Annotated in this window: 20 protein-coding genes; 6 read left to right on the top strand and 14 right to left on the bottom strand. The window is 72.9% G+C overall.

The genetic code is table 11. The features are described 5' to 3' along the window. Position 1: 1 nt before the first annotated feature. From ABGB14_RS09675 to ABGB14_RS09660, 4 genes are all read right to left on the bottom strand, one after another. Positions 2-1,300 (bottom strand): DUF5719 family protein, encoded by a 1,299-nt coding sequence (locus ABGB14_RS09675; RefSeq protein ID WP_347643244.1) that lies wholly within the window; start codon positions 1,298-1,300, stop codon positions 2-4. Next, positions 1,300-4,092: a glycosyltransferase family 2 protein gene (locus ABGB14_RS09670; RefSeq protein ID WP_347643243.1), complete on the bottom strand. Its 2,793-nt coding sequence runs from the start codon at positions 4,090-4,092 to the stop codon at positions 1,300-1,302. The genes ABGB14_RS09675 and ABGB14_RS09670 overlap by 1 nt, the downstream gene beginning before the upstream one ends. Positions 4,093-4,204: 112 nt before the next feature. After that, on the bottom strand, positions 4,205-4,465 hold the full coding sequence (locus ABGB14_RS09665) for a WhiB family transcriptional regulator (RefSeq protein ID WP_020546325.1): 261 nt from the start codon (positions 4,463-4,465) through the stop codon (positions 4,205-4,207). A gap of 319 nt (positions 4,466-4,784) precedes the next feature. Continuing rightward, a complete protein-coding gene (locus tag ABGB14_RS09660) occupies positions 4,785-6,614 on the bottom strand; it encodes a hypothetical protein (RefSeq protein ID WP_347643242.1) in 1,830 nt (609 codons plus the stop codon). 181 nt (positions 6,615-6,795) lie between these two features. On the opposite strand from ABGB14_RS09660, the gene cofD reads away from it, so the two are divergent. The 3 genes from cofD to ABGB14_RS09645 are packed head-to-tail and all read left to right on the top strand — an operon-like array spanning position 6,796 to position 9,574. Further along, positions 6,796-7,734 (top strand): 2-phospho-L-lactate transferase, encoded by a 939-nt coding sequence (gene cofD, locus ABGB14_RS09655; protein ID WP_347643241.1) that lies wholly within the window; start codon positions 6,796-6,798, stop codon positions 7,732-7,734. Beyond that, a complete protein-coding gene (locus ABGB14_RS09650) occupies positions 7,731-9,080 on the top strand; it encodes a coenzyme F420-0:L-glutamate ligase (RefSeq protein WP_347643240.1) in 1,350 nt (449 codons plus the stop codon). The genes cofD and ABGB14_RS09650 overlap by 4 nt, the downstream gene beginning before the upstream one ends. Next, positions 9,077-9,574, top strand: coding sequence for a carbohydrate-binding protein (locus tag ABGB14_RS09645; protein ID WP_347643239.1), 498 nt, complete (start codon positions 9,077-9,079; stop codon positions 9,572-9,574). Before ABGB14_RS09650 ends, ABGB14_RS09645 begins: the two co-directional genes overlap by 4 nt. 41 nt (positions 9,575-9,615) lie before the next feature. On the opposite strand, the gene ABGB14_RS09640 is transcribed toward ABGB14_RS09645, so the two are convergent. The 7 genes from ABGB14_RS09640 to ABGB14_RS09610 all read right to left on the bottom strand — a co-directional run bounded on the left by ABGB14_RS09640 (position 9,616) and on the right by ABGB14_RS09610 (position 19,101). Then, complete coding sequence (locus ABGB14_RS09640; protein WP_347643238.1) at positions 9,616-11,364, bottom strand: substrate-binding domain-containing protein; 1,749 nt, start codon at positions 11,362-11,364, stop codon at positions 9,616-9,618. Between the two features lie 75 nt (positions 11,365-11,439). After that, positions 11,440-14,013: a bifunctional FO biosynthesis protein CofGH gene (locus tag ABGB14_RS09635; RefSeq protein ID WP_347643237.1), complete on the bottom strand. Its 2,574-nt coding sequence runs from the start codon at positions 14,011-14,013 to the stop codon at positions 11,440-11,442. A gap of 48 nt (positions 14,014-14,061) precedes the next feature. After that, complete coding sequence (locus tag ABGB14_RS09630) at positions 14,062-14,958, bottom strand: DNA-3-methyladenine glycosylase 2 family protein (protein WP_347643236.1); 897 nt, start codon at positions 14,956-14,958, stop codon at positions 14,062-14,064. Positions 14,959-14,988: 30 nt separating this feature from the next. Beyond that, entirely contained in the window at positions 14,989-16,083 is a 1,095-nt protein-coding gene (locus ABGB14_RS09625) for an NDP-sugar synthase (RefSeq protein ID WP_347643235.1), read from the bottom strand. Positions 16,084-16,100: 17 nt separating this feature from the next. Then, positions 16,101-17,216 (bottom strand): glycosyltransferase family 1 protein, encoded by a 1,116-nt coding sequence (locus tag ABGB14_RS09620; protein ID WP_347643234.1) that lies wholly within the window; start codon positions 17,214-17,216, stop codon positions 16,101-16,103. Between the two features lie 95 nt (positions 17,217-17,311). Further along, positions 17,312-18,235, bottom strand: coding sequence for a lysylphosphatidylglycerol synthase domain-containing protein (locus ABGB14_RS09615; protein ID WP_347643233.1), 924 nt, complete (start codon positions 18,233-18,235; stop codon positions 17,312-17,314). Between the two features lie 38 nt (positions 18,236-18,273). Further along, positions 18,274-19,101 (bottom strand): class I SAM-dependent methyltransferase, encoded by an 828-nt coding sequence (locus ABGB14_RS09610; protein WP_347643232.1) that lies wholly within the window; start codon positions 19,099-19,101, stop codon positions 18,274-18,276. A 92-nt stretch (positions 19,102-19,193) separates the two neighbouring features. Here ABGB14_RS09610 and ABGB14_RS09605 point away from each other — a divergent pair, with 92 nt between their 5' ends. The 3 genes from ABGB14_RS09605 (at position 19,194) to ABGB14_RS09595 (ending at position 22,387) form a co-directional block, all read left to right on the top strand. Further along, positions 19,194-20,270 (top strand): SPFH domain-containing protein, encoded by a 1,077-nt coding sequence (locus tag ABGB14_RS09605; RefSeq protein WP_347643231.1) that lies wholly within the window; start codon positions 19,194-19,196, stop codon positions 20,268-20,270. 74 nt (positions 20,271-20,344) lie between these two features. Beyond that, the gene (locus ABGB14_RS09600) at positions 20,345-21,418 is read left to right on the top strand and encodes a hypothetical protein (protein ID WP_347643230.1); all 1,074 of its coding nucleotides are present in this window, start codon (positions 20,345-20,347) and stop codon (positions 21,416-21,418) included. 9 nt (positions 21,419-21,427) lie between these two features. Beyond that, positions 21,428-22,387 (top strand): lysylphosphatidylglycerol synthase transmembrane domain-containing protein, encoded by a 960-nt coding sequence (locus tag ABGB14_RS09595; RefSeq protein WP_347643229.1) that lies wholly within the window; start codon positions 21,428-21,430, stop codon positions 22,385-22,387. Here the strand turns inward: ABGB14_RS09595 and ABGB14_RS09590 are convergent. From ABGB14_RS09590 to ABGB14_RS09580, 3 genes are all read right to left on the bottom strand, one after another. After that, a complete protein-coding gene (locus tag ABGB14_RS09590; RefSeq protein ID WP_347643228.1) occupies positions 22,288-23,349 on the bottom strand; it encodes a glycosyltransferase family 4 protein in 1,062 nt (353 codons plus the stop codon). The genes ABGB14_RS09595 and ABGB14_RS09590 overlap by 100 nt on opposite strands. 3 nt (positions 23,350-23,352) lie before the next feature. After that, positions 23,353-24,246, bottom strand: coding sequence for a glycosyltransferase family 2 protein (locus ABGB14_RS09585; RefSeq protein WP_347643227.1), 894 nt, complete (start codon positions 24,244-24,246; stop codon positions 23,353-23,355). A gap of 91 nt (positions 24,247-24,337) precedes the next feature. Continuing rightward, the gene (locus tag ABGB14_RS09580; RefSeq protein WP_347643226.1) at positions 24,338-26,338 is read right to left on the bottom strand and encodes a glycosyltransferase family 39 protein; all 2,001 of its coding nucleotides are present in this window, start codon (positions 26,336-26,338) and stop codon (positions 24,338-24,340) included. Positions 26,339-26,476: the final 138 nt, after the last annotated feature.

The following is a 26,476-nucleotide window of genomic DNA, read 5'->3' as shown; positions in this document are numbered from 1 at the left end:
CTCACGAGGCCCCGGGCACCACCACGCGGGAGGTGTCGGTGAGGGGCGGAAGGAGCGTCCACATGCGGGCGGGAGACAGCGGCTGGGCCGTGAGCAGCACCCCGCTCTTCAGGCGTTCCTCCACCACGCGTCCCCCGTAGACCTCCCCCGACACGGGCGTGACCACCACGGCGAAGTTCCCCTCCGCCTTGAGCTTGACGTTCTTCGTCCGCCCCGCCGGCACCTCCACGTCGAACGCCTTGCCCTCGGGCACGGTCCGCACCCGCACCTTGCCGGGCCCGCCGAGCGCCGTGAGGACCAGGCGGGAGCCCGCGCGGTTGCCGGCCACCGCGCTGCCCAGGTCCAGTGAGGACGTGCCCGCGGTGAAGGCGACGTCGGAGCGGCCGCCGGTGCCCGTGGCGACGAGCCCGGCCACGACCGGCGCGGTCGAGGTGAGCACGAGGGCGCCCGAGGAACCGCCGAGCCCGGTGGTGACGTCGAGGGCGACCACGCCGCCGGCCGGCACGTCGAGGGTTTCGCGGCCCTTCATCGCGTACTCCGCGTCCTCGCTCACCGCCTTGAGCCGCACGACGGCATCGGTCTCGCCGGGGGCGGCGACGAGGAGCTCCCTGCGCCCGCCGCCGCCGGGGATGCCGGGGACGACCACGCGCGTCGCGGGAGGCGCGGCGGCGGGGAGCCAGTCGACGCCGCCGCTGTCGAGGGTGGTCCTGGCGGCGACGGCGACGCGGCCGAAGACGGTGGTGACGCTCACGGCCATGATGTCGGCCGAGGGGGCGAGCGTCTTGAGGTCGATCTCCTTGTGCTCGCCGGGCGCGATCTCCAGCCCGATCCCCTTGTCGCCGGAGACGAGCCCTTCCGCGGCATGGACCTGGACGTCGGTGAGCGCGGGCGCCTTGTCGGCGTTGGCGAGACGGAGGCGCACGTCGGCGTCGGCGGGCCCGGGGCCGACCAGCCAGGTCTCCTGGCCTGGCTCGGTGCAGCGCACTCCGGCCAGTCCCCGCCCGCCGCCCTTGGTGACGCGGGTGAGGTAGCCGGCCTCCAGCGCGCCGGGGCCCTTCGTCACGTACGGCTCGGCGTCCATCTTCTCCCGGTTGAGCGTGTCGGGCAGGTAGACGTTGACGTGCTCGCCCTTCGTGCCGGGGCAGACGGCGGTGACCGACTCGACGGCCACCTTCCGCGGGCCCTCGGGCGGGGGCGGCAGGGGTGCGGGCCTGGTGACGTACGCGACGCCGTACATGGCGGCGAGGGCGACGACGACCAGTGCCAGCAGGCCGAACCTGTTCTCCACGAAGGCCTTCATCACGCACCCGCCAGCGCCACGGACGGCGACTCGACGCCTTCGGGCGGGCGCCGCCCCGGCGCGGCCATGACCACCGCCACCAGCACCAGCGCTGCTTGTGCCCACAACCACGGCGTGTGCAGGGCGCTGTCCGGCCGGGCGGGCACGCGGGTGACCGGCTCGGTCAGGCGCCACAGCCCGCCCGCGTCCGACAGGCTCATGCGCTGCAGCGACGGCTGGGAGTCGAGCCTTCTGGCCAGTTCAGGGGAGACGGGGGGCGCCACCGCGACCATGGCGATGCCGTGCCGGGCGAGCGTGGCCGCGTCGCCGCCGCGCCCGCCGGCCAGGCCCTCGGCGGCCGCCCGCACCTGGGTGCGGCCGCCGGACGCGACGGGCAGCTCCGCCTCGCCGATCAGCGGGGTGCGGGCGTGCAGCACCGTGAACGCGGAGCCCTCGATGACGAGGGTGCGTTCGCCGTTCCTTGAGTAGGTCGTGGCCAGCGCGGGCAGCACGTCGGGCGCGTCGCCCACGAGCGGCCCGCGGACGCCGCCCGCCACCCAGAAGCCCGCGGCCAGCAGCGGCGTGCTGAACGCGACCGCCGCCACCGCCGTCGCGCCCAGCTTGCGCAGCCCGCCTCCGGCGCGCAGTTCGGCCAGCCGGTGGGCGGTCAGTCCCACGAGGACCAGCAGCCCGGTGCCCGCGAACGCCAGCGGGACCCCCGGCCAGGCCCGCGCTCCTTCGACGGTGACGCGGCTGACCAGGATGGCGGCCAGCATCCCGTACAGGGCGACGCCCCAGCCGATCGCGACGATCATGCGCTGGCGGCGCATGAGGAGTGCGGCGAGCGCGGCCGTGATCAGGCCGGCCGTCACCCAGAACGGCGGCAGCCCCGGTCCGCCCGGGCTGAGCGCGAGCAGCGACTCGGGAGCGAGCACGGGGTCGGTCAGGGCGGGATCGTGCAGCCCGGCCTCCAGGAGGATCTTGCCCGGGTCGGCCGCCAGGGTCGCCAGCCAGGGGAACAACAGCGCCACCGGCACCGCGAGTGCGATGACCATCGAGGTCACGACGCCGCGCCGCACACCGCCGAAGGCGACCGCCGCGAGCACGCCGAGAACCGCGAAGAGCGGGTAGACCAGCGGGACGAATGCCGTGCCCACGGCGAGCAGCAGCCCGAGTCCCCAGGCGGCGCGGCGGGCCCGGCGGCGCTCGCCGGACAGCAGCACCGTGCCGAACGACGTGTAGAGGGGCAGGAGCACGAACACCACGGCCGTGCCCAGCCGCCCGGCCGCGATCGCGCCGGTCGCGACGGGCAGCAGCGCGTACGTTCCCGCAGCCCAGGCCCGTGCGGGCACCGCCGGGATGATGTGCCGGGTGGCCAGGTACGCCGAGGCGCCGGCCAGCGGCACGGAGCCGAGCAGCAGCACCGAGACGGCCAGCCACGTCTTGCCGAGCGCGAGCGTGGACAGGACGGCGAGCACGGCGACGTACGGGGGCGCCCAGGCGTCCGAGCCGAGCCCGACGTCGTGGAAGCCCTCGGTGTAGAACGCCCACAGGTCGCTCGCGCCGCCCGTGACGGGGACCAGCGCGCCGCCTCCGAGCCGCTCCCCGCCGAGCAGGGAACGCTCGGCGACCAGCGAGACGGCGGTCAGCGCGAGCAGGAGGACGACGCCGGGGCGGCTGAGGAACCGTTTGACCGCGCCGGTGTCGGGGGGTGGGAGCTCGTCCTCCTCCTCGGCGGACGAGTGGTGGTGGCGGCCGGCGGAGTCGACGGGGGCCTCGCCGGCGAGAAAGCTCTGGATCATGTCGGTGAGCCGCCGCCAGGCCGCTCCCCGAGGGGTCATCAACCGCTTTGTGCGGTTATATCCCTTCTTGCGGCCGTTACGGCGGGCACGGCGCGCCCTGAGCAGCCGGAACGGGTGCACCAGGACCGAACCCATGGCCACCATCTCGTCCAGCGCGTTCGCGGGCTGCTTGCTGACGATGAACAGCAGCGTGCGGAAGGCCGAGCCGACCACGTTCCGCAGCAGCGCCCAGAGCATCGCGCCGAACGGCAGGTTGGCCATCACCACGAAGATGGCGTTACGCCTGTCCAGCCTGCGCGGATGGTCCCCGCTGACCGTGATGCGCCGTCGCCTGCGGGCCGCCGCCTCGGCGTGCCAGGCCACGGCGGAGGTGACGTTCAGCACCCGGTGCCCGGCGTTGCGCACCCGCCAGCACAGATCGAGATCGTCGCGGAACAGCGGGAGGAACGGGTCGAGCCCGCCCACCTGCTCCCACACGTCGCGGCGGATCAGCATCCCGGCCGTGGACACCGCCATCACGTCGTGCGTCCCGTCGTGCTGCCCCTGGTCGAACTCCCGTGGTTCGAGCCCGGTGTCCCTGCGCCCGGTGCGGCCCACCCTCACGCCCACTTCGAGCAGCAGCCTGCGGTCGAGCCAGTCGCGCAGCTTCGGTCCGAGCACGGCCGCCTTGGGATGCTGCTCCGCGGCGGCGAGCAGCGCCTCGAGCGCCCGCCGGTCGGGGGCGCAGTCGTCGTGGAGCAGCCAGATCCACTCATCGGGACCGGCGGAGGGCAGCCTCTCCAGCGCCGTCGCCACGGACTCGCCGAAACCGGTGGAGCGGGGCAGGGAGATCAGGTTGCCGCGGCCGAGCGTCCGGGCGAGCAGATCGACGGAGCCGTCCCTGCTGCCGTTGTCGACGCCCGCCACGCGGTCGGGTCTGCGGCTCTGGCCGGCCAGAGCCCGCAGCGTCTCCCCAAGCCAGCGCCCGCCGTCGTGAGCGACGACGATCGCGGTGACGCAGGGACGTGCCATGGGCGGGTGACTCCTGGGAGTTGATCAGGCGCGCCCACCTTACCGGCGAACCCCTTCAAGAGATGCGAAAAAGGGCCACACGGCAGCCGCGTGACCCTCTCGCCCATATCTCTCAAACGGCCTGGCGTTTGATCCGTCTGCGCTCCCGCTCGGACAGCCCACCCCAGATGCCGAACCGCTCATCGTGCTCGAGTGCGTATTCCAGGCACTCTGCACGGACCTCGCACGATCGGCAGACCTTCTTGGCCTCTCGGGTGGAGCCGCCCTTCTCCGGGAAGAACGCCTCCGGATCAGTCTGCGCGCACAAGGCGCGCTCCTGCCATCCGAGTTCTTCAGCGTCAAGCTGATCCTGTGCGATGACCGGATCGGTCACTGCACACCTCCCTGCCGCCCGCCCGCAATGGAGCCCCCCATGGACGCCTTCCTTATTACCCACCCACTGGAAGGCGTAACAACATGGTTGTAATTACACGCGCGTGCCGCACGTGGCGTCAAGCGGCATGCAGGTATCCGGGGAAAGACCAGACCTCGCCCCGGTGTGCTTGGCATGTGATGTTCGCACCCGGCCGACACCCATGTGCGCGCGGCGTCAACCAGGCTTGTTCAACGCTGTCAGCGGTCCGAACCGTACCAGGGCGGGATAGACGGCCGCCCGTGGCCCACCTTCTCTCTAGCCGTTCATTGCCGGTCCGTTACCTGCGTGGCTCATTGGGGGTGTATATGGCTGTCGGGTCGATCGGGTCGTCCCCAGGACGGCGCTGGTCGCCGCCGAAGGCGTCCGGCCCCAACGACGGGTCGAGCCGCATCGTCGCGTCCCCGGCCGGGACCTGGTGAGAGGGCTGGTACTGACCCTGCTGCGGCTCGTACCCGCCGCCCTGCTGTTGATGGGGCTGTTGATGGGGCTGCTGATAAGGCTGCTGGGGGTGGCCGAACGGGTCGTCGTACTGCTGGGGCGGCTGGCCCGTGTAATCGGGCACGCGCACCTCGGGCTGGGTCCCCGGCAAGGAGTGCTGGTAGGTCTCCGCCTGCTGGTAGGCGTCCATGAGCTGCTGGGAACGGGGGTCGGCGGGCGGCTCCTGGTACGCCTGGGGGGTGGCGTACTCCTGGCCGGAGAATCCCGTGAACGGCTGGCCGCCCTGCTGCTGGTCCGGCTGCTGCGGGTCGAACGCGCTCTGGCCGAAGTACGGCTGCTGGCCGTCCACCCCGGCGGGCGGGACGTTCGGGCTCGTGTCACCCGGGAGGTAGGCCTGCTCGGCGGGGGCGAAGGCGCTGGGTGCGGCGTCCGGCGGCGCGTAGGGATTCCGCTGGTCCGGGGAGGGAGCGTAGGGGTTCTGCTGGTCAGCGGGTGGGGCGTAGGGGTTCTGCTGGTCGGCCGGGGGGGCGTACGGGTTCTGGCTGGGCTGGTTGTGGATGTTGGGCTGGCTGTCCGCGGGGACGTACGGAGCCGGCTGGTACTCGGCGGGCGGAGCGGCGTACTCCTGGCCCGCGGGGGCCGTGTCGGCGGGGGCGTAGGCCGACTGGCCGAAGCTCTGCGGCGCGAAGGCCTGGTCCGGCTGCTGCTGGTCCGAAGGGGCGGCGGGCAGCGCGCCTCTGATCTGCGGCTGGGGCGCGGCCTGCTGGGGGTCATGGCCGTACTGCTGGTTGTCGGCCGGGGGCGCGTAGCCGGACTGCTCGGGCTGTCCGCCGTGGCCGGGCTGCTGGCCGTAGTCGGGCTGCTGGCCGGACGGAGGCTGCTGGCCGTATCCCGGCTGCTGGCCCGACGGGGGTTGCGGGGCGTAACCGGGCTGGCCGGACGGGGGCTGCTGGCCGAAACCGGGCTGCTGGCCCGACGGGGGTTGCGGACCGTAACCGGGCTGGCCGGACGGAGGCTGCTGGCCGAAACCGGGCTCCTGCTGGCCGTACGCGCCGGAGGGCTGCTCCTGGCCGTAACCGGGCTGCTGGCCGAACGCGGCCGGCTGCTCCTGCTGCCCGAAACCGGGCTGACCGGGCTGACCCGGGCCGGGCTGTCCGGGCTGGCCGTAGCCGGGGGCGGGCTGCTGCTGGCCGTAGTAGGGGGGCTGCTGGCCGAACTGGGGCTGGTAGACCTGCGCGGCCGGCCGGTCGGGGACGACCTGCGGCAGCAGGTAGACGAGCGCGATGGCGGTCAGCGCGAGCGCGGGCGCGCCCAGCAGCACGAGCTCGATCGCGGACCGGGCGCCGTCTCCGGTGAACACGCCGAGGACGAGCGAGAGCATGCCGCCCACCGCGGCCATCGCCAGCCCGGCCACCGCGGCGTACGCGACGGGCTTGGCCTTGGGCGACGGCTCGCCGACCTTGGTGAGGAGCAGCACGGACCCCACGAGCAACGCCACCACGTACGGGCTCGTGATGTCGAGGGTGTTCCAGGAAGCACGTTCCATGATGGTCGTGTCGGGGTCACCGACCAGGACGCGACCGAACCTCACCAGGACGTACATCAGTCCTAGGACGACCATGGCCCACGCGGCCGGCTCCCTCAGCCGGGCGACGTCAAATCTACTCACAACTACCCCCATCGGACCCTTTAGCCCGAAGGGAGTTTGCCACATCACTGACGAGGCTCGCGGGAGTCCCAGAAACCTCTTCCATCCCAATTCTACAAATATCCCCATGTACAGGGGTTTCGGCACGGCCAAAACCGGTCCCGGGGCGGGCCTGCCAGAGCCCGGTGGAAGACTGGGCCGCATGCACATCGTGTCCCTCGCCGGCGGCATCGGCGGCGCCCGTTTCCTGCGCGGCCTGCGCGCCACCGAGCCAGACGCCTCGATCACCGTCATCGGCAACACGGGTGACGACATCACCCTGTTCGGCCTGCGGGTCTGCCCCGACCTCGACACCGTGATGTACACCCTGGGCGGCGGCATCGACGAGGAACAGGGCTGGGGCCGGGCCAAGGAGACCCACGTCGTCAAGGAGGAGCTGGCCGCCTACGGCGTCGAGCCGCAGTGGTTCGGGCTGGGCGACCGCGACTTCGCCACCCACATCGTGCGCTCGCAGATGCTGGAGGCGGGCTATCCGCTCTCGCAGATCACGCAGGCGCTGTGCGCGCGCTGGCAACCCGGCGTGCGGCTGCTGCCGATGACCGACGACCGCTGCGAGACCCACGTCGTGATCGAGGACGACCGCGGCAAGCGCGCCGTGCACTTCCAGGAGTGGTGGGTACGCCTGCGCGCCTCGGTGCCCGCCCAGTCGTTCGCGCTGGTGGGGGCCGACACCGCGAAGCCCGCGCCCGGCGTGCTCGAGGCCGTCGAGCAGGCCGACGTGGTCATCCTGCCCCCGTCCAACCCGGTGGTGAGCATCGGCACGATCCTGCAGGTCCCGGGCATCCGCGAGGCCCTGCTGCCCAAGACCGTGGTCGGCGTCTCGCCGATCATCGGCGGCGCGCCCGTCAGGGGCATGGCCGACGCCTGCCTGACGGCCATCGGGGTGGAGACGACCGCGCAGGCCGTCCTGGAGCTGTACGGCTCCGATCTCGTCGACGGCTGGCTGGTGGCGGAGGAGGATCACGCGGTCGCCCTCGACGGCGTCAGGGTGGTCGCCAGGCCGATCCTCATGCATGACTCCGACGCCGCCGCCGGCATCGCCCGCACCGCACTCGACCTCGCCCTGGAGCTCGCCCGATGACCGCCTCCCAGCACCCGTCGCCCCACCCGTCGCCCGGGACCGCCTCCCACCGGTCGCGGGCTCCCGAGCCCGCGGGCCCCGCGCGGCGGATCGAGGTGATCGCGGTCACGGGCATCGGCGAGGTGCGGCCGGGCGACGACGTGGCGACCCTGCTCAAGGACGCGGGGCTGCGTGACGGCGACGTCGTGGTCGTCACCTCGAAGATCGTGAGCAAGGCGGAGGGCAGGGTACGGCAGGCGCCCGACCGCGCCCAGGCGATCGAGGACGAGACCGAGCGCGTGGTGGCCCGGCGCGGCGACACCGTGATCTCGCAGACCCGCCACGGCTTCGTCATGGCCGCCGCCGGCGTCGACGCCTCCAACACCGAGCCCGGCACCGTGCTGCTCCTGCCCGCCGATCCCGACGCGTCGGCCAGGCGCATCAGGGCCGGCCTGAGCGTGCGCGCCGGAGTGATCGTCTCCGACACGTTCGGCCGGCCGTGGCGCAACGGCCTCACCGACGTGGCCATCGGGGCGGCGGGCGTGCGGCCGCTCGACGACTTCCGGGGCACGTCCGACGGCTACGGCAACGAGCTGGGCGCGACGGTCACGGCGCTGGCCGACGAGATCGCGGGCGCGGCCGAGCTGGTCAAGGGCAAGCTCGGCGGGGTTCCCGTGGCGATCGTGCGCGGGCTGTCCCACCTGGTCACCGACGACGACGGGCCGGGCGTCAGGCCTCTCGTGCGGGCGGCCGACGAAGACCTGTTCCGCTACGGGTCGCGTGACGTGGTGTTCGCCCGCAGGACGATCAGGGAGTTCGCCGACCGGCCCGTCGACCCCGCGGCCGTGCGCAGGGCGGTGGCGGCGGGCATCGCGGCGCCGGCGCCGCACCACACGACCCCGTGGCGGTTCGTGCTGGTCGAGTCGCCCGAGACCAGGACGAAACTGCTCGACGCGATGCGCGAGGCGTGGATCCGCGATCTGCGCGGCGACGGGTTCACCGAGCAGTCGATCGCCAAGCGGATCAAGCGTGGTGACGTGCTTCGCAACGCGCCCTGTCTGGTGGTGCCGTGCCTGGTGATGGAGGGCTCCCACACCTACCGCGACGAGCGGCGCAACGCCTCCGAGCGGGAGATGTTCGTCGTGGCGACGGGCGCCGGGGTGGAGAACTTCCTGATCCAGCTCGCCGTCGAGGGGCTCGGGTCGGCGTGGGTGTCGTCCACGATGTTCTGCCGGCCGGTCGTGCGCGAGGTGCTCGGCCTGCCCGGGTCGTGGGATCCGATGGGCTGCGTGGCCGTCGGGCACGCGGCCGCGCCGCCGCGCGAGCGGGCGCCGCGCGATCCTGACGACTTCATCGTCACGCGTTGACCGGGAGCGACGAGAGCAAGCCGTGGCCCGTCGCCTCGGTGGGCGGCACCACGACCTTCACCTGGACGTTCACCGTCCAGCACGCCACGCGCGACTTCGAGTACTACATCGGCGGCACGCGGGTGGCCGTCTTCGACGGCGGCGGCAGGCAGCCGCCTCCCACGGTCTCGCACACGGTCGACCTCTCCGGGTTCTCCGGGCGGCAGAAGATCCTGGCGATCTGGAACATCGCCGACACGGCCAACGCCTTCTACTCGTGCATCGACGTACGCATCGGGGGCGGGAGCAACCCGGACCCGACCGTCACGCCGACGCCCACCCCGACCCCGACCAGCACCCCGACGACTCCCTCGGGCACCTGGAAGGCCGGCACGGCGTACACGACCGGCAGCACGGTCACCTACAACGGCGCCACCTACCGGTGCGTCCAGGCGCACACCGCCATCGCCGGGTGGGAACCGCCCAACGTTCCCGCCCTCTGGCAGCGCGCCTAGCACCGCTGAAGGGGGCGTCCCGCGCCCCCTTCACGCGGCCCTCACGTCGTCGGCTTGCAGGTGGGGTGGCAGAGCCGGCGGGCCAGCGCGGCGAGGAAGACGTCGATGATCTCCTCCGGCTCCTTCGCCGCGTGCAGCGAGCCGTTCGTGGCGGCCGCGATCTGCGACAGGCTCGACCGGTCCACGTCCTTGCCGAACGCGATGATGATGATCTGGACGGGCCGGTCCGGGTTCCACCCGTCCCGCAAGGCCTGGAGAAGCCCCGCGAGGTCGGTGCCCTGGCCGTCGTCGCGGCCACCGGTGATCACCAGGAGGGCGTTGTTCATGTCGTCGCGGTAGTCGCCGGTGACCTTGCGGAAGCCGCTGAGTATCGAGTCGTAGAGCGAGCTGTCCGTCTTCGGGTGGGCGGTCATCGTGCTGGTCAGCTCGTCCAGCCGGCTGCGCCGGATCACCTGGCCCGACTCGGGTTCGTTGATCGGCCCGAGCGTGACCCGCTCCCGGTAGCCCTTGATGCCGCCGAGCCGGTCGGCGAACTCCCAGAAACCCATGCGCGTGGAGTCGGGGAACAACCGCAGCCCGATCTTGGCCGCGTCCAGCGCCACCCTGATCCTGGTCCTGCCGTTCAGCTTCTCCGCCATGTGCTTGGAGGCGTCGGTCAGCACCAGGATGTTCGTCGGCGGTGCCAGCCTGCTCCAGGCGGCCAGCGCCGCGTCGATGTCCTGCGGCGACACCGACGGCCTCGTCTTCGGGGCCGCCGAGGCGACCTGCGGCCCGGGAGAGATCGGCCCCTGCCGCCCGTCTCCCGACCTGAACCCGGCCCGCCGTACGATCTCCTGGGCCTGCGGCCCCTCCAGCCAGCCGGCGAAGGCCGCGGACGCCTCCGCCACCGCCGGGTCGGTGGCGGTGACCACGTACGGGTAGTCGAGGTTGATCGTGCCCTCGCGCGGGTGCAGCGCCACCACCGGGTCGTCCGACGGGCGCAGGTTGTGCTGCCGCACCGACTGCTCGGGGACGATCACGACCGGTCGTTTCCAGAACGCGCGGTCGTCGACCGCGTCCAGCATGCTGCGGTAGTCGGGCGCCGAACCGGCCTGCGCCCACCGTACGAACGCGGTCAGCGCCTTGTCGGCCTCCGGGCCCGTGCCGACGACGTCCCTGGCGGCGGCCACCGTGGCGATGCCCGCCCCGGCGAGGAACGGGTCGGGCACGCGGACGATGTCGGGCTCGTCCTCGGTGGGCGTCAGCCGCCCGCGCACGGTCGAGGGGAAGACCATCCGCCAGTTCATCTCGGTCTTGCCGACGGAGAACCGCTCGGCCAGCGACTGGCGGGTCGCGAACACGAGGGGCGACGTGGCCACCACGCTCTCGCCCGCGGGCAGCGCGCTCGCCCCTTGCTGGCGGGCCAGCCTGATCCACGCGGAGGAGTCGGCGATCCAGCCGTCGGGCCGCTCGCGCAGCACGCCCGCCCGGTCGCCGATCAGCGTGCGCAGGACGGTGGCCGGCGGGTGCTCGGTCACCTGGACCAGCACGCACCTGCCGCCGACCGCCGTCTTGGTCTCGTTGAACCGCCCCGCGGCCTCCATCGCCGCGGGCGCCACGTCGACGGCCGCCGCCACGCTCACGAGAACAGGCTCTCGTGCGCTGCACAGCACGCCCCCGCCGCCGAGCACCGCGACGGCGCCCGCCGCGACGATCGCCACGGCCGCGAGCGTCGCCAGCATGCCCCGCCGGAACGCCTTCCTGCGCCGCCGCTCAGGGGGTAGCGCGGCACGGTGCCGACCCAACCGCACGGTGAACCTCTCTCCGGGGAGTGACGATTCTTCCAGCGCCTCCCGTGGCGGGCGCCTTGTTAGAACATGTTATAACTAGGCGATCGGGAGGGCCCTCCTGACGCTCTGGCACACCCCGTCACTCGCCTGCGAGGCCCGCAGCCGCTCCGCCGCCGGAGTCGCGTACTCGGTGGTGCGCTGCCTGGCCGGGCGGCCCGTGGCCTCGACCATCTCCCGCAGCTCGCTGATGGTCTTGTAGGAGCCGTTCTCCGAGCCGGCCATCCGGCTGATGGTCTCCTCCATGAGCGTGCCGCCGAGGTCGTTCACGCCGCCCTGGAGCACCTGGCGGCACAGGTCGTCGCGGAGCTTGACCCAGGAGCACTGGATGTTCCTGATCGCGCCGTGCAGGAGGATCCTGGCCAGGGCGTGCACGGCTCTGTTCTCCTGCGCCGTCGGGCCCGGCCTGGCCAGGCCGGCCAGGTAGATGGGGGCGCTGGTGTGCACGAACGGCAGCAGCACGAACTCCGAGAACCCGCCGGTCCTCTCCTGGAGCCGCCGGATCAGCTTGATGTGCCTGACCCAGTGCAGGTGGTTGTCGACGTGCCCGTACATCATGGTGGACGTCGTGGGGATGCCCACGTCGTGCGCCGTGGTGATCACGTCGACCCATTCGGCGGCCGGCAGCTTGCCCTTGGTCAGCACCCACCGCACGTCGTCGTCGAGGATCTCGGCCGCCGTCCCGGGCAACGAGTCGACGCCCGCCTCCTTGGCGGCCTCCAGCCAGGCGCGGACGGACATGTTCGTCCGGCTCGCGCCGTTGATGACCTCCATCGGGGAGAACGCGTGCACGTGCATGCCCGGCGTCCTGGCCTTCACCGCCCTCGCGATGTCGAAGTACGCCGTGCCGGGCAGGTCGGGATGGATGCCGCCCTGCATGCACACCTCGGTCGCCCCCGCCTCCCACGCCTCCTGCGCCCGGTCGGCCACCTGGTCGAGGCTCAGCGTGTACGCGTCGGCGTCGGTCCTGCGCTGGGCGAACGCGCAGAAGCGGCAGCCGGTGTAACAGACGTTCGTGAAGTTGATGTTCCTGTTGACGACGTAGGTCACGTCATCCCCCGCCGCCTCCCTGCGCAGCCCGTCGGCGATCGCCGCCAGCTCGTCCAGCGCCTCGCCCTCCGCCCCGAGCAGCGCGACCGCCTCGGCGTCCGTCAGGCCCGCGGGATCCGCCTCGGCCCGCCTGAGCGCCGCCCGCACCTCGCCGGGCGTCGCGCCCCCGCCGCCGGCCGGCGTGGCGGGATCCGGGGCGAGGCGGTCGCGGAGTGCGGTCCAGTCGCCGTAGACCTGGTCGAAGTCGTCGCGCCGGTCGCTGGTCCGCCCGGTCGTGTCGACCTCGACGTGCAGGTCGACCCGGCCCGACGCGGCGAACCCCCCGTCGGGCTCCTGCCAGGGCAGCCCGCGCAGGACGGCGTCCTGCCTGGCCAGGCCCGTGGCGGGGTCCGCCAGGGCGGCCACGTGCCCGAGCAGCCGCGGGTCGAGCCACGGCTCTCCCGCCAGCACGTACTCGGGATAGATCGTCAGCCGCTCCCGCAGCTGGAAGCCCTCCTCGGCGGTACGGGCCGCGAGGTCGTCGATCTGCGGCCAGGGCCGCTCCGGGTTCACGTGGTCGGGCGTGAGCGGCGACACCCCGCCCCAGTCGTCGATGCCCGCCCGGATCATGAGCGCGTACTCGGCGTCCACCAGGTTCGGCGGCGCCTGGAGGCGGACGCGGGGGCCGAGGACGAGGCGGGCGACGGCGATGGTGGCCGCCAGCTCCTGCAGGTCGGCGTCGGGCAGCCCGCGCATGGCGGTGTCCGGCTTGGCGCGGAAGTTCTGGACGATGACCTCCTGGATGCCGCCGTACTCGCGGGCCACCCGCCGGATCGCGAAGATCGACTCAGCCCGGTCCTCCACCGTCTCGCCGATGCCGATGAGGATCCCGGTCGTGAAGGGCACGCCGCTGCGGCCGGCGTCCTCCAGCACCCGCAGCCGCACGGCCGGGTCCTTGTCCGGCGATCCGTGGTGGGGCTGCCCCTTCTCCTCGAACAACCGCCGCGACGTCGTCTCCAGCATCATCCCCATGGACGGCGCGACGGGCTTGAGCCGCTGCAGGTCGCGCCAGCTCAGCACCCCCGGGTTGAGATGCGGCAACAACCCGGTCTCCTCCAGCACCCTGATCGCCATGGCCCGCACGTAGGAGAGCGTGTCGTCGTAGCCGTGCGCGTCGAGCCACTCGCGGGCCTGGCGCCAGCGGTCCTCCGGCCGGTCGCCCAGCGTGAACAGCGCCTCCTTGCACCCCATCGCCGCCCCCTGCCGGGCGATCTCCAGCACCTCGTCGGGGCTCAGGAACGGCGACTCCAGCCTGTGCGGCGCGGTCGCGAACGTGCAGTAGCCACACCGGTCCCGGCAGAGCCGGGTCAGCGGGATGAACACCTTCCTGCTGTAGGTGATGACGCCCTCGCGGCCGGCGGCCGCCAGCCCGGCGTCGCGTACGCGGGAGGCGTGGTCGAGCAGGGCGTCAAGCTGCTCGCCCCGGGCGTGCAGCAGGACGGTCGCCTCGGCGACGTCGATGGCCTTGCCGTCGCGGGCACGGGCGAGAGCACGGCGGAGCGCGGAATCGCTGACGGGACTCATAAGGGCACAGTACGTGGAGCTGGGTTCGCCGCTCGCACCCAGGGCGGCTCAGAACGCCCGGTAGTCGCGCGCGGGCATCCGCGGCCCGCGGGCGGGCGGGCGCAGCCCGGTGAGCCAGACCAGCACCGCGGCGCGGTGCCGATGCCCTTCGTACGGCTCAAGCAGCCGCAACATCCCCTGGTCGTCGGTCTTCTCCCCCGTCAGCGCGTAGCCCACGAGCTTGGCCAGGTGGAAGTCGCCCACGCTCACCGCGTCGGGGTCGCCGAACGCGCGCTGGCGCACCTCGGCCGACGTCCACACCCCGATCCCCGGCAGCGCCCGCAGCAGCCGGTCGAGCTCTTCCGTGGTGGCGGCGGCCTCCAGCTTGGCGGCGTGCCAGGCGGCGTTCGCGATGGTCCTGGCGCGCACGGCCTCGGCGCCCGCGCGGTGCCAGTGCCAGCTCGGGATCTGCCGCCACACCGCGGTCTCGGGAACGACCCGCATGCCTTCGGGAGCGGGCCCCGGCGCGGGCTCGCCGTAGCGGGTGAGCAGCCAGCGCCAGGCCCGCCACGCCTCCTGCCCGACGACCTTCTGCTCCAGCACGGCGGGGACGAGCGCCTCCATGACGCGGCCGGTCCTGCCGATCCGCAACCCCGGATTTCTGCGTACGGCCTCCGCCAGGACCTCGTGCCTGACGCTGAAGCCCGAAACATCGTCGTCGGCCCCCAGCAGCGCCGGCAGCGTCTCCAGCGCCCACTCCGCGCCCGGCCCCCACGCCCGCCCGTGCACGGACCCGCCCTCGACGCTCACCCGCAGCGTGCAGGGCCCGTCGGGCGTCCTGGACGTGCGCCACACGGCGCCGTCACCGCCGCGGCGCCAGGTGGGGTCGCCGCCACCCCGCCGGTGCGGCTGCAGCGCCAGCCCCACGTCAAGCGGCCCGCGGGGCCCCCACCTGCGCTCCTTCACCCTTACAGTGTGCCGCGATCGTGCGGCGTCTCAGACGTCGCTGGAATAGCGCACCGCGCGTTCGGGCAGCGCGATGTCGGGCCAGACCCGCGCGCCGTGCTGCAGTTCGTTGCCCGGTCCGACGACGGCCCGGTCGCCGATCACCGCGTCGTGCACCGCCGCGCCCGCGCAGACCCGCGCCCCCGTGCCCACCACGGAGTCGGTCACGACGGCGCCGGGCTCGATGACGCAGTCGTCGAGCAGCACCGACCCGGCGACGGAGGCTCCGGCGCCCACCACGACCCGCGCGCCCACGGCCGTGCCGCCCTGCACCTTGGCCTCGGCCGAGACCCGCGCCCCGTCGAGGGCCAGGTATTCGCCTGTGGGACCGGGCAGCGCGGGCGAGGCGAGCCGGCCCAGCACCAGGTCGCGCGACCCGCGGACGAACGCGGCGGGGGTGCCGACGTCGAGCCAGTAGCTGCGGTCGGCGTAGCCGAGCACGAGCTCACCCGACTCGATCAGCGCGGGGAACGTCTCCCGCTCCACCGACACGACCTCGTCGCGCGGGATCGAGTCGATCACCGACCGGGTGAAGACGTAGCAGCCGGCGTTGATGCGGTTGGTCACGGGGTTGGGGGTCTTCTCCAGGAACGCGGTCACCCGCCCGGAGTCGTCGGTCGGCACGCATCCGAATCGGGTGGGGTCGTCCACTTCTGTCAAATGGAGCGTTACAGCGGCCCGCCGTGCGAGGTGTGTGCGCACCTGATCGCCGATGTCGTGCCCGGACAGGATGTCGCCGTTGAGGATGAGCACGGGGTCGGAGGGGTCCGAGGTGAGCGCCTCCGCGGCGTTGCGGATCGCGCCGCCCGTGCCGAGGGGCGTCTCCTCCGTCATGTATTCGAGTGAGAGCCCGAACGCCGCCCCGTCGCCGAACGCGGGCTCGAACATCGCCGCCTTGTAGGACGTCGCGAACACGATCCGGCGCACGCCGAACGATCGTGCTCGCGCGAGCTGGTGGGCCAGGAACGGCACGCCGGCGGTCGGGAGCAGCGGCTTCGGCGTGCCCAGTGTCAGCGGGCGCAGGCGCGTGCCCTGCCCCCCGACCAGGAGGATCGCCTCGAGGTCTGGCAATGAGCTCGTCATCATTCCGAGAGGTTACCGAACTATTCGATCGCGCGTTGATAGGAGCTGAGGTGCGCCTCGGCCGAGGCGTCCCAGGTGAATTCGCGGGCGCGGGCCAGCCCCGCATCCCGCAGCTGCCGCCTGCGCTCGGGCGCGGCGAGCAGCTGTCCGAGCGCCGTTCCGATGCTGCCGGCGTCGGGCTCGGTGTAGGCGACCGCGTCGCCACCCACCTCGGGCAGCGACGAGCGCTGGGTGGTCAGCACGGGCGCGCCGCAGGCCATGGCCTCCAGCACCGGAAGCCCGAAGCCCTCGCCCCGCGAGGGGAAGGCCACCACGAGCGCCCCGCCCAGGAACCCCGGCAGATCGGACGCGCCCAGGTAGCCGGGCCGTACGACCTTCACGGTGGCCTCGACCTCGCGGCAGGCGGCGTCCACCTCGTCGTCGTGCACGCCGCCGCCGAGCACCAGCGCGGGGGCCCGCTCCAGCGCCGCGACGGCGGCGGCGAAGCCGCGGATCAGGTTGGGAACGTTCTTGCGGGGGTCGAGCGCGCCCAGGAACGCCACGTAGGGCTGGCCGTGCAGCCCGCAACGCATGGCCGCCCGGCGGATCTCCTCCTCCGACGGCGGGTGGAACTGCGCCAGGTCGACGCCGTGGTAGGCGACGTCGATGCGGGTGGGGTCGGCGGCGAGCACGCGCACCAGCTCGTCCCTGGTCGCCTTCGAGGGCACGATGATCCGCCGGGCGCGTCGCACGGCCGTACGGGTGGCGGAGCGGAAGAACGACGCCCGCGGCCGGTGCCGGTCAGGCTCGGTGAACCAGGTGGCGTCGTGCACCGTCACGACCGTCGGCAGCCCTGAGGCGAGCGGGATGGAGTAGTAGGGGGCGTGGATCACGTCCGCGCCCGCCTGGCGGGCCAGCAGCGGCAGGCCCGTCTGCTCCCAGGCGAGCCTGGCCGCCCTGTTGGTGATCGCGACGGGCCCGGCGATGACCTGCGCCGAGGGCGCGAGGCGCCGGTATCGCTCGGCCTCGGACCGCTGGCAGACCACCGCCACGTCCGCGCCGGCCCGGTGGAGCCCGGCAACCAGCCCGTCCACGTATCTGATCAACGCGCCGCGGTCCGCGGGGACCGCCGCCGCGTCAACGAGCACTCGAGGCATACGAAGATCTTCTCCCCTCAAGATCCACGCGGGACCCGGCAGGTCCCCCTCTGGACTTCAGCCTATGGCCAGCGTCCCCTCAATCGTGGCCCAAATCACACCTTGTCGCGACGTGCAGCGATTCCCGCCAGCCCGGCGCAGATCAGGTCCCCCAGGATGATGACGACACGGGAGGTGAGCGCCACCGCGATCGCGGGACCGGCGGCCAGGTGAGGGGCCAGCACCCCGACCATGGCGGCCTCCCGCACCCCCGCGCCGGCCGGCACGACGAAGGTCATGATGCCCAGGCACCAGGACAGCGCGAACGCGCCGATGGCGAAGAGCAGCCCGCTCTCGGGTGCGACGAAGAAGAAGTGCACGCCGTACGCGGTCCAGCCGGCCAGCGCCCAGCCGAGCGCGGCGAGCATGCCGCGGCGGGTGAGCGAGCGTTCGAGCGGCTCCCGCTTGAGCCGGCGCAGGGCGTAGCCGATCACGCCGTTGACGACCTTGGGTTCGAGCAGCACCAGCACCAGGGGCAGGAACAGCAGCAGCCAGCCGTAACGGTCCCAGCCGAGCGTGACCAGCGTGACGAGCAGGCCGGTGGCCAGCTGTATCGGCATCATCAGGAAGAACGCCGCCGCGCTGCGCGAGCGCGGCACGCCGAGGTCGCGGCCCATCTCCATCTGCGCCAGCACGGGCCAGATGGTGCCGGGGATGTATTTGCCGAGCTGGCCGACGAAGAAGACCTTGGCTGCCGCTCTGAGCGGCAGCGGGGAGCCGAGGTCGGACAGCAGGGTGCGCCAGATGAGCATGGCCCCGAGCAGCGCGGCGACCACCGCGACCAGCGATCCGGCCAGCGCGGGCCACGTCAGGCCGGCAAATCCGGCCACCACGTCGTCCCACTGCCCGGCCACGGCCCATCCGCCGAACCCGAGCGCGATCAGCAGGAACCCGTACCTGATCGCGGCCCGGGCCACGGACCGCCCCGGGCGGGCCGCCTCCTCGCCCGCGCCGGCCGAGCCGTCGCTCACGCCGGTCACGCCCGGTCCCGGGCCACCCGCGCCCGATCCGCCCTTGCTCACAGCGGGCGGACCGGCTCGGGCGGCTGCGGCAGCGCGGCGCCCGCGGGCCGCCGCGGGCTCTTGGTCGCCACCCACAGGTAGGTCGGCACGACCGGCAGCAGCAGCCGCAGCACCCCGCGCGGCACCCTGGACAGCACCGCCTTCACCACCCTGCCCAGCGCCCCCGGGAACAGCTCGGACCCGGCGAACCGGGTGGGCGTGGCCAGCACGGGGAACGTGTAGTCCCACACGTGGAAGGCGCGCAACATCCTGCGCAGCCCGCGCCGGGTGCGGAAACGTTCGTAGTAGTGGTCGGCCCGGCCGAACGCCCGCACGTAGCGGTCGGCGGCCGCCGGCGGGAGGTAGGACAGGAACGGCAGCTTGTAGTGGGGCTCCATGACGCCGAGCCGGTTGCCGAGCCCGAGGTAGAGCACCCCGTCGTCCGACAACACCCGGTGCATCTCGGCCACCACGGCGTCGGGGTCGACCACGTGCTCGTAGATGTGGTTGAACACCAGCACGTCGACCGACCCGTCGGGGAACGGGAGCGCCGTGCCGTCGCCGCACACGAACGCCACCCGCTCGCCGAACCGGTCGGCCGCCCTGCGCAGGCCCGGCACGTCGATGTCGATGCCCATGGTGTGCTTGGCCCCGGCCTGCGCGAGCTCGTCGGCGATGAACCCGGCCGAGCAGCCCACGTCGCCCACGGTCAGCCCGCCCAGCGGGCCGTGGAAGTGCTCCAGCACCGCGATGATCTTCGCGGCCTTCCGCCTCCGCTTCTCCTCGTCGAGCATGGCGGACTGGAACTCGCTGTATTCGAGCTGCGCGACCCGTTGCTTCACCACGGTGGCCACAGTACCGACCGCGACGCCAATCCGATGTCAAGCCGCTTTGGTACGGTGGCCGACCTGGCTCAAAACCGACGAACGGGGGCGAAGTGACGTTCTTCGACAAGATCAGGGGCGAGTTCATCGACATCGTCGAATGGCTCGACGACAGCCGCGACACCCTGGTCTGGCGATTCCCCCGTCACGAGAACGAGATCAAGATGGGCGCCCAGCTCGTCGTCCGCGAGTCGCAGGTCGCCGTCTTCGTCAACGAGGGCCAGATCGCCGACGCGTTCGCGCCGGGGACGTACACGCTGGAGACCCGCAACCTGCCCATCCTGTCCACGCTCAAGGGCTGGAAGTACGGTTTCCACTCCCCGTTCAAGGCCGAGGTCTACTTCGCCAGCACCCGCCGGTTCGCGGACTTCAAGTGGGGCACGCAGAACCCGATCATGGTGCGGGACGCGGAGTTCGGGCCGGTGCGGCTGCGGGCGTTCGGCGCGTACGCGGCCAGAGTGATCGACGCCCGCGCCCTCCTGCGCGAGCTGGCGGGGACGGACCCACAGTTCCGCACGGAGGAGGTGGAGGGCTACCTGCGGCAGATGGTCGTGGGCCGGCTCGCCCACGCCCTGGCCACCGCCGGCGTGCCGCTGCTCGACCTGGCCGCCAGGCAGCACGAGATGGGGCAGCGGCTGGCGGAGGCGCTGACCGCCGACCTCGCGGGCGTGGGCATCGCCATCCCGACCTTCACCATCGAGAACATCTCGCTGCCGCCCGAGGTGGAGCGGGCGATGGACAAACGCTCGCAGATGGGGATCGTGGGCGACCTCGGGCAGTACGCGAGGTTCCAGGCGGCCGAAGCGCTGGAGAACGCGGGCGGGGCGGGCGAGGGCATGGGGCTGGGCATGGGCATCGCCGCAGGCCGGCAGATGGCCGCGGCGCTCGCCCCCCAGAGCCGGCCGGACACCCGGCAGGGGCCGCCCCCGCTGCCCGGCGCCGGCCCCTGGTATCTCGGAGTGGACGGCGAGCAGCGCGGACCGTTCGACGCGGCCGGCCTGGCCGCCGCCGGGCTCACCCCCGGCGCGCTGGTGTGGCGGGCCGGGATGCCGCAGTGGACCCCGGCCCGCGACGTGCCGGACCTCGCGCCCCTGCTCCGCGACACGCCGCCCCCGCTGCCACCCTCCTGACCCCGACACCCGCCTGGCTCCGCCGCCCGACCCCCGTTCCTGGCCCGGGGGCCCCGGGCCCGAGAGGACCTCCCGTGAGCTCCCCCACCCAGACCCCCGCCCAGCCGTGCGCGGGCTGCGGCGCGAGCGTGGCCTTCGCGCCGGGCACGACCGTCCTGCGCTGCCCCTACTGCGGGCTCGACCAGCAGATCGCCCCGCCCGCGCGGCAGGTACGCGAGCACTCCTTCGACGCGTTCCTCGCCAAGCCCCGCGTCCACACCCTGGCCAGGCACCAGTTCACCTGCCCCGGCTGCGGCGCCCGCACGGAGAGCGACGCCCTGTCCAGGGCCTGCCAGTTCTGCGGCACCGCCCTCGTGGCCGACACGGCGAACGACGCCCAGATCGCCCCCGAGGCCGTGCTGCCGTTCGCCCTCGACCGGGGCGGCGCCAGGAACTCGCTGCGCGGCTGGGTGCGGACCCGCTGGTTCGCCCCCAACCGCCTCAGGAAGGTCAGCGAGGCGGAGACCATGAAGAGCACGTACCTGCCGCACTGGACGTTCGACGCGGCCACGGTCTCCGACTACACCGGCCAGCGCGGCAAGCACTACTGGGTCACCCAGTCGTACACGTCCAACGGCCGGCGAAAGACCCGGCGGGTCCGCAGGACCCGCTGGTATCCGGCCGCCGGACGGGTCGCGCGCGGCTTCGACGACGTCCTGGTCCCCGCCACGAGACGGCTTCCCCAGGACCGGCTCGACGCGCTGCAGCCCTGGCCCCTGGAGCGGGCGGTCGCGTTCCAGCCCGGCTACGTGGCAGGGCACCACAGCCTCCGGTACGACACCGAGCCGCAGGCCGGCCTGGAGCTGGCCAAGGGCGTCATGCACGAGGTCATCGTGGGCGACTGCCGCCGGCACATCGGCGGTGACGCGCAGCGCGTGCACTCCGTGAACACCGCCTACGCGAACGTCACGTTCAAGCTGGTGCTGCTGCCGGTGTGGGTGGGCAACTACCTGTTCGGCGGCAAGACGTACCAGGTGATGATCAACGGGGTGAGCGGGGAGGTCCAGGGCGACCGGCCGTACAGCGCGGTCAAGATCACGCTGGCGGTGCTCGCCGCGCTGGTCGTGCTCGCGGCGATGGTCTGGCTCGTCTGGGGAAGGAACGCGTAGCCTGGCCCAATGCTCCGCCGCCTGCTGCGCGTCGTCCTCGCCCTGGTCGCGCTCGGTTTCCTGGGCTACGGCCTGGCCGCGAACTGGGAGGAGACCACGGCCGCCGTGGCCGCCATGTCGCCGTGGGCGGTGCTGGGGGCGTTCGCCGCGGTGCTGCTCGGCCAGTTCTTCATGCTCGTGGCCTGGCGCGAGATCCTGGCGGGGCTCGGCACGCGGGTGCCGCTGCGGGTGGCCGGGCGGATCATGTTCGTGGGCCAGCTCGGGAAATACATCCCGGGCGCGGTGTGGGCGTACGCCGCGATGATGGACCTCGGCCGTGACCACGGCAGCCCGCCGCGGCGCACGTTCGCGACGATCTCGCTGGGCCTGGTGATCAACATCGGCGTCGCGATCTCGATCGCCGCCGCCACGCTGGGCTCGCAGGAGGTGGTGCGGCAGGCCTGGTATCTCGTGCTGCTCGTACCAGTGATCATCGTCTGCCTGCACCCCAAGGTGCTCACCTGGGGTCTCAACCTCGCGCTGCGCGTCGCCCGCAAGGAACCGCTGGAGAGCGTGCTGCCCGGCCGCACGGTCGTCGTCGCCGTGGCGTGGACGGCGCTCGGCTGGCTCGTGTACGGCGTGCACATCTGGCTGCTGGCCGGCGTCACCGACCTGTACATCGTGGCCACCGGCGCCTACGCGTTCGCGTGGGCGACCGGCATCCTCACCGTCGTCGTGCCCGCGGGCGTCGGCATCAGGGAGGGCGCGCTGGTGCTGGTGCTCGGGCCGATCGTCGGCACCCCCGCCGCGCTCGCGGTCGCGATCGTGTCGCGGCTGGCGTTCACCCTGTCCGACGCGACGGCCGCGGGGGTGTCGTGGCTGCTGGGCCGTCAGGCGCCGAGCAACACCCCCGTGTACGCGGACCAGAACGGCTCGGGATCGACCGCCTTGACCCCCGACCGCAACCTCTCGGGCTCGCCGGAGACGTAGAACCGCTCGATCGTCTCGCGGAGCGCGCCGGCGTCGCCCGGCTCGACCAGGAGCCCGTCGACGCCGTCGGTGACGTGGTCGGCCAGCGCCCCGACGCGGGTGGCGATCACGGGCACGCCGTGCTCGTGGCCGAGCCAGACGTTCTGGCTGGCGGTCGCGGTGCGGTAGGGCAGCACGAGCGCGTCGGCGGCGGCGAACAACGCCGGCACGTCCTCGGCCGCCACGTAGCCGGGGCGCAGCTCGACGCGGTCGCCGAGGCCCAGCTCGGCGATCAGCGCCCTGGTCTCGTCGAGCCCGCCCCAGAACTCGCCCGCCACCGTCAGCGCGACATCGTCGGGCAGCGCCCGCAGCAGCAGGTCGAGCCCTTTGTACGGCCGGACGATGCCGAAGAAGAGCAGCCGGCGGTGCACGGCGGTGGATCTCGCGGCGGTGGTCGAGGGCAGGTGCGGTGGCAGCCCGGCCACGCTCACGGGCGTGCCGGTCAGCCCTCTGGCCAGCGCGGCCTGCTGCTCGGAGTGGGTCAGCACGGCGTCGACCCGCTTGAGCAGCGCCCTCATCAGCGGCCGGTCGTAGGGTTTGCGCTCGTGCGGCAGCACGTTGTGGCACAGGGCGACGGCCTTGGCCCTGCGCCCCAGGCCGAGCAGGATCCCCAGGTAGGCCGGGACCTGCACCGGGCTAAGCACCGCCAGCACGACCAGGTCCGCCGAGCGCAGCCGCCGCCCCGCGGCGACCCATCCGTCGGGCCGGCGCCAGTCGAGCCTGCGCGCGGTCTTCGGATAGGGGATGCCCTCGGGCGCGGAGATCGTCTGCCGGCCGGGATAGAGGAACGACGGATATTGGGCCCGCCACGACTCGATCACCACGTCGTGCCCCAGCGCCGCGAGCCGGTGTGCCAGCTCGGTGGTGTGCTGGGCCCCGCCCCCTTTGTACGGGTAGGTCGGGCCGACGATCGCGATGCGCACCGGTCAGTTCCCGCGCGAGCGCACGATCAGGTCCGCGAGCAGCGCCACGGACCCGATCAGCAACCCGGACAGGAAGATCATGACGGTGTTGGCCGGGAAGTAGAACGGCTGCTCGATCATGTCCCAGATGCCCTTCACGAGCCCGATGCCCACCAGCCACAGCGCGGGCGGCATCAGCACCTTGAGCGGGTTGAAGTACATGATCATCCGCAGCACCTGCAGGATGTAGCGGTAGGCGTCGGAGACGAAGCTGAACTTCGACTTGCCGGCCCGCTTGGCGTAGCCGATCGGCAGGTAGTAGACGTCGTGCTGGTTGGACAGGAACGACAGCGTGATCGTCGTGACGCAGGAGAATCCGGGAGGCAGCAGCCGGAGATAGGGCTTGGCCACCGGCCTGCGGAAGGCCCGCAGCCCGGAGTTGAGGTCGGGGATCTTCTGCCCGGCCAGCTTCTCGGCCACCTTGCGGATCACCCACTTGGCGGGCACCCGCAGCAGCTTGTGCGAGCCCTCCTCGCTGGTGCGCGCGCCGACCACCATGTCGATCGTGGGATCCTTCTCCAGGATCTGCACCAGCTCGGGGATGCGCTCGTTGGGGTAGGTCATGTCGGCGTCGGTCCACACGACGATCTCGCCCTTGGCCTCCTGCGTGCCGATGCGCCGCACGGTGCCGGCGCCGCCGTTGCGGTGGAAGGCGCGGATGCGCAGGTGGGGATAGCCGGGCGCGGCCTCCTTCAGCCTGGCCAGCGTCTCGTCACTGGAGCAGTCGTCGACGGCCACGAGCTCGTAGGTGTAGCCGCTCGAGTCCATCGCCCTGGTGATGCGCTCGACCTCGTCGATGACGTGATCCTGCTCGTTGTAGCAGGGAAGGACGATCGTGACGTATGGCGCTTCATCCACGGCAGGTCCACTCTTGGAGGCGTCAAGCGTGCTCACGAGGATCGAGGTTACTCTGCCCGGAGGAGCACAGAGCCTACCCTACAAGATCAACTCATTCCGACACGGCCATCCAGACGTTCATCCGCAGGGTCCAGGTGCCGTTCGGGGCCTCGATCAGCGAGCGCTCGTCCTGGCGCGCCACCAGCCCCATGACCTGTGTCGCCCGCCCGTACGGCGAGACCTGACCCTCGTCGGCGGCCAGCACGACCGGCACGCGCCCCGTGCCCCGCACCCGTTCGATCAGGCGGCGGACCTGGTCCTCCGGCGCGACGTCGGTGAGCACGCGCCTGACCGCGGCCGCGGGCCGCCCGCACGTGCCCCGCACCGCCTGCATGAACCGGTCGCCGGTGACCCGCTCCACGAACAACACCGACGCGTTCCGCGGGATCTTGCCGCACATCGCCTCGACCGCCGCCGCCTCGCCCCGCTCGATCGGCGTGAACGCCGTGCCGATCGAGGTCACGGCCGGGGGCACGAGCACCAGCACCACCGCCAGCGCCGTGCCCCAGCGCCGGACGCGCGTGCCGCGCCGGCCCGCCTGGTCGCGCAGCCAGGCCAGCGCGTACGCGGCCAGCAGGACGAGCCCGGGGATGACGACGGGGACCAGGCGGCGGGCGGCCCACGGATGGTCGGGGGTGATCTCGGGCCGCAGCAGCGTGGTGACGGTCGTCCAGCCGACGACCGCCAGCGGCAGCAGCCACTCCAAGGGCGTGCCGTCGCGCAGCAGCCGGCGGACGAGCAGGGCCGCGGCGACCGTGGCCAGCACGACCGCGGGCAGGCCGACGTACCAGACCGCCCAGTGCAGCGAGTATTCGAAGTAGAGCCGGGTGCCGTCGGGGGCCATGCCGTTGGCCCGCTGGATCGCCTCGATCATCGTGAACGTGCGCTGGTCGCTCTCGTGCGCGGGCACCCGGGTGACCGTCTGCACCCACGGCCGCGCGTAGAGGCCGGCCATGAGGAGCACGGTCAGCCCGGCGCCCGCCACCGGCAGCCAGCCCGGCGGCCGCCACCGCGCCAGGAGCGGCGCGGCGGCCGTGCCGGCCGCGGTGAGCACGAGCACGCCCGCGCAGATGAGCAGCAGCGGCCGGATCGAGCCCGCCAGATAGCCCAGGTACGGCCGGGCCAGCGCGTATCCGGCGAGCATCCCCAGCCCGCCGCCCGCGACCAGACCGGCCAGCAGCCCCGGCCCCAGAGCACCCCTGTTCCTTGCCGAACGCCGCATCGCGATCAGCAGCCCCGCGAACGCCAGCACCGGCAGCACGTCGCGCAGCCCGTCGATCCTGACCAGCACGGCCAGCCCGAACACCAGCCCCGCCAGCACCCCGCGCCACCACCCCGGCCTGGCGAGCGCGTCGCAGGTCAGCGACAGGCCGCCGAACAGCAGGATCAACGACGGGATCTCGCTGAACGTGGTGCGGGAGGTGTAGAGGATCGGCAGGCTCACCGCGAGCGCCACCGCCGCGACCACCGCCCACCGCGCGCCGGCCAGCCGCGCCACCAGCCCGGCCAGCGTGAGCACGGCCAGCGCGCCCAGCACGGCGGGCATGGCGAACGGCGCCCCGAACCAGTTGCCCACCGCGAACAGCAGCGGCGCCCCCGGCATGAACTGCGGCACCACCCCGCCGGGCACGTCGAAGAAGCCGACGCCCGCGAAGATCAACCAGGGGTCGGACCCGCCGAACGCCTCGGCCTGCCGGGGGATGGGCAGCGAGCCGTGGTCCGCGATCCAGGCCGCGTAGAGCGCGTAGGTCGCCGGATCGCGCCTGACGGCGATCTGCTCGCTGTGCAGCAGCGTGTTGAACACGCCCGAGGCCACGGCCACCGCCACGACCCCCGCGACCTGCCAGGGCGTGGCCTCGACCAGCTTGCCGAGCCGCCGCGTGCCCGCCCGGCACAGCAGCGCGGCGGCGGGCAGCCCGAGCAGCGCGGCGGGCAGCGGCGCGAAGTGGCCGAGCAGCAGCAGCGGCAGCCCGGCCAGCAGCCATCCCGCCACGGCGAGCGCGGGCAGCACCGTGAGCGCGGCGAGCAACCGGCCTGGTCGATCGTGTCCCATCGGTGAGCGAGCGTATCCAACCGCGGGCACCGGGCACGCCGGTGACAGGGGTGTGGCGCGCCACCAGTGGCACGGGTTCCGCGCGATCGCCGGTACCGTACGGTGGCAGACCGCCCGGGGGTGGCGGCCGGGTGTCGG

The sequence above is a fragment of the Nonomuraea sp. B10E15 genome, assembly GCF_039871615.1.
GTDB lineage: Bacteria > Actinomycetota > Actinomycetes > Streptosporangiales > Streptosporangiaceae > Nonomuraea.
The sequence above is the reverse complement of the archived record's forward strand: the minus strand, read 5'-3'. Positions and strand labels throughout refer to the sequence as shown.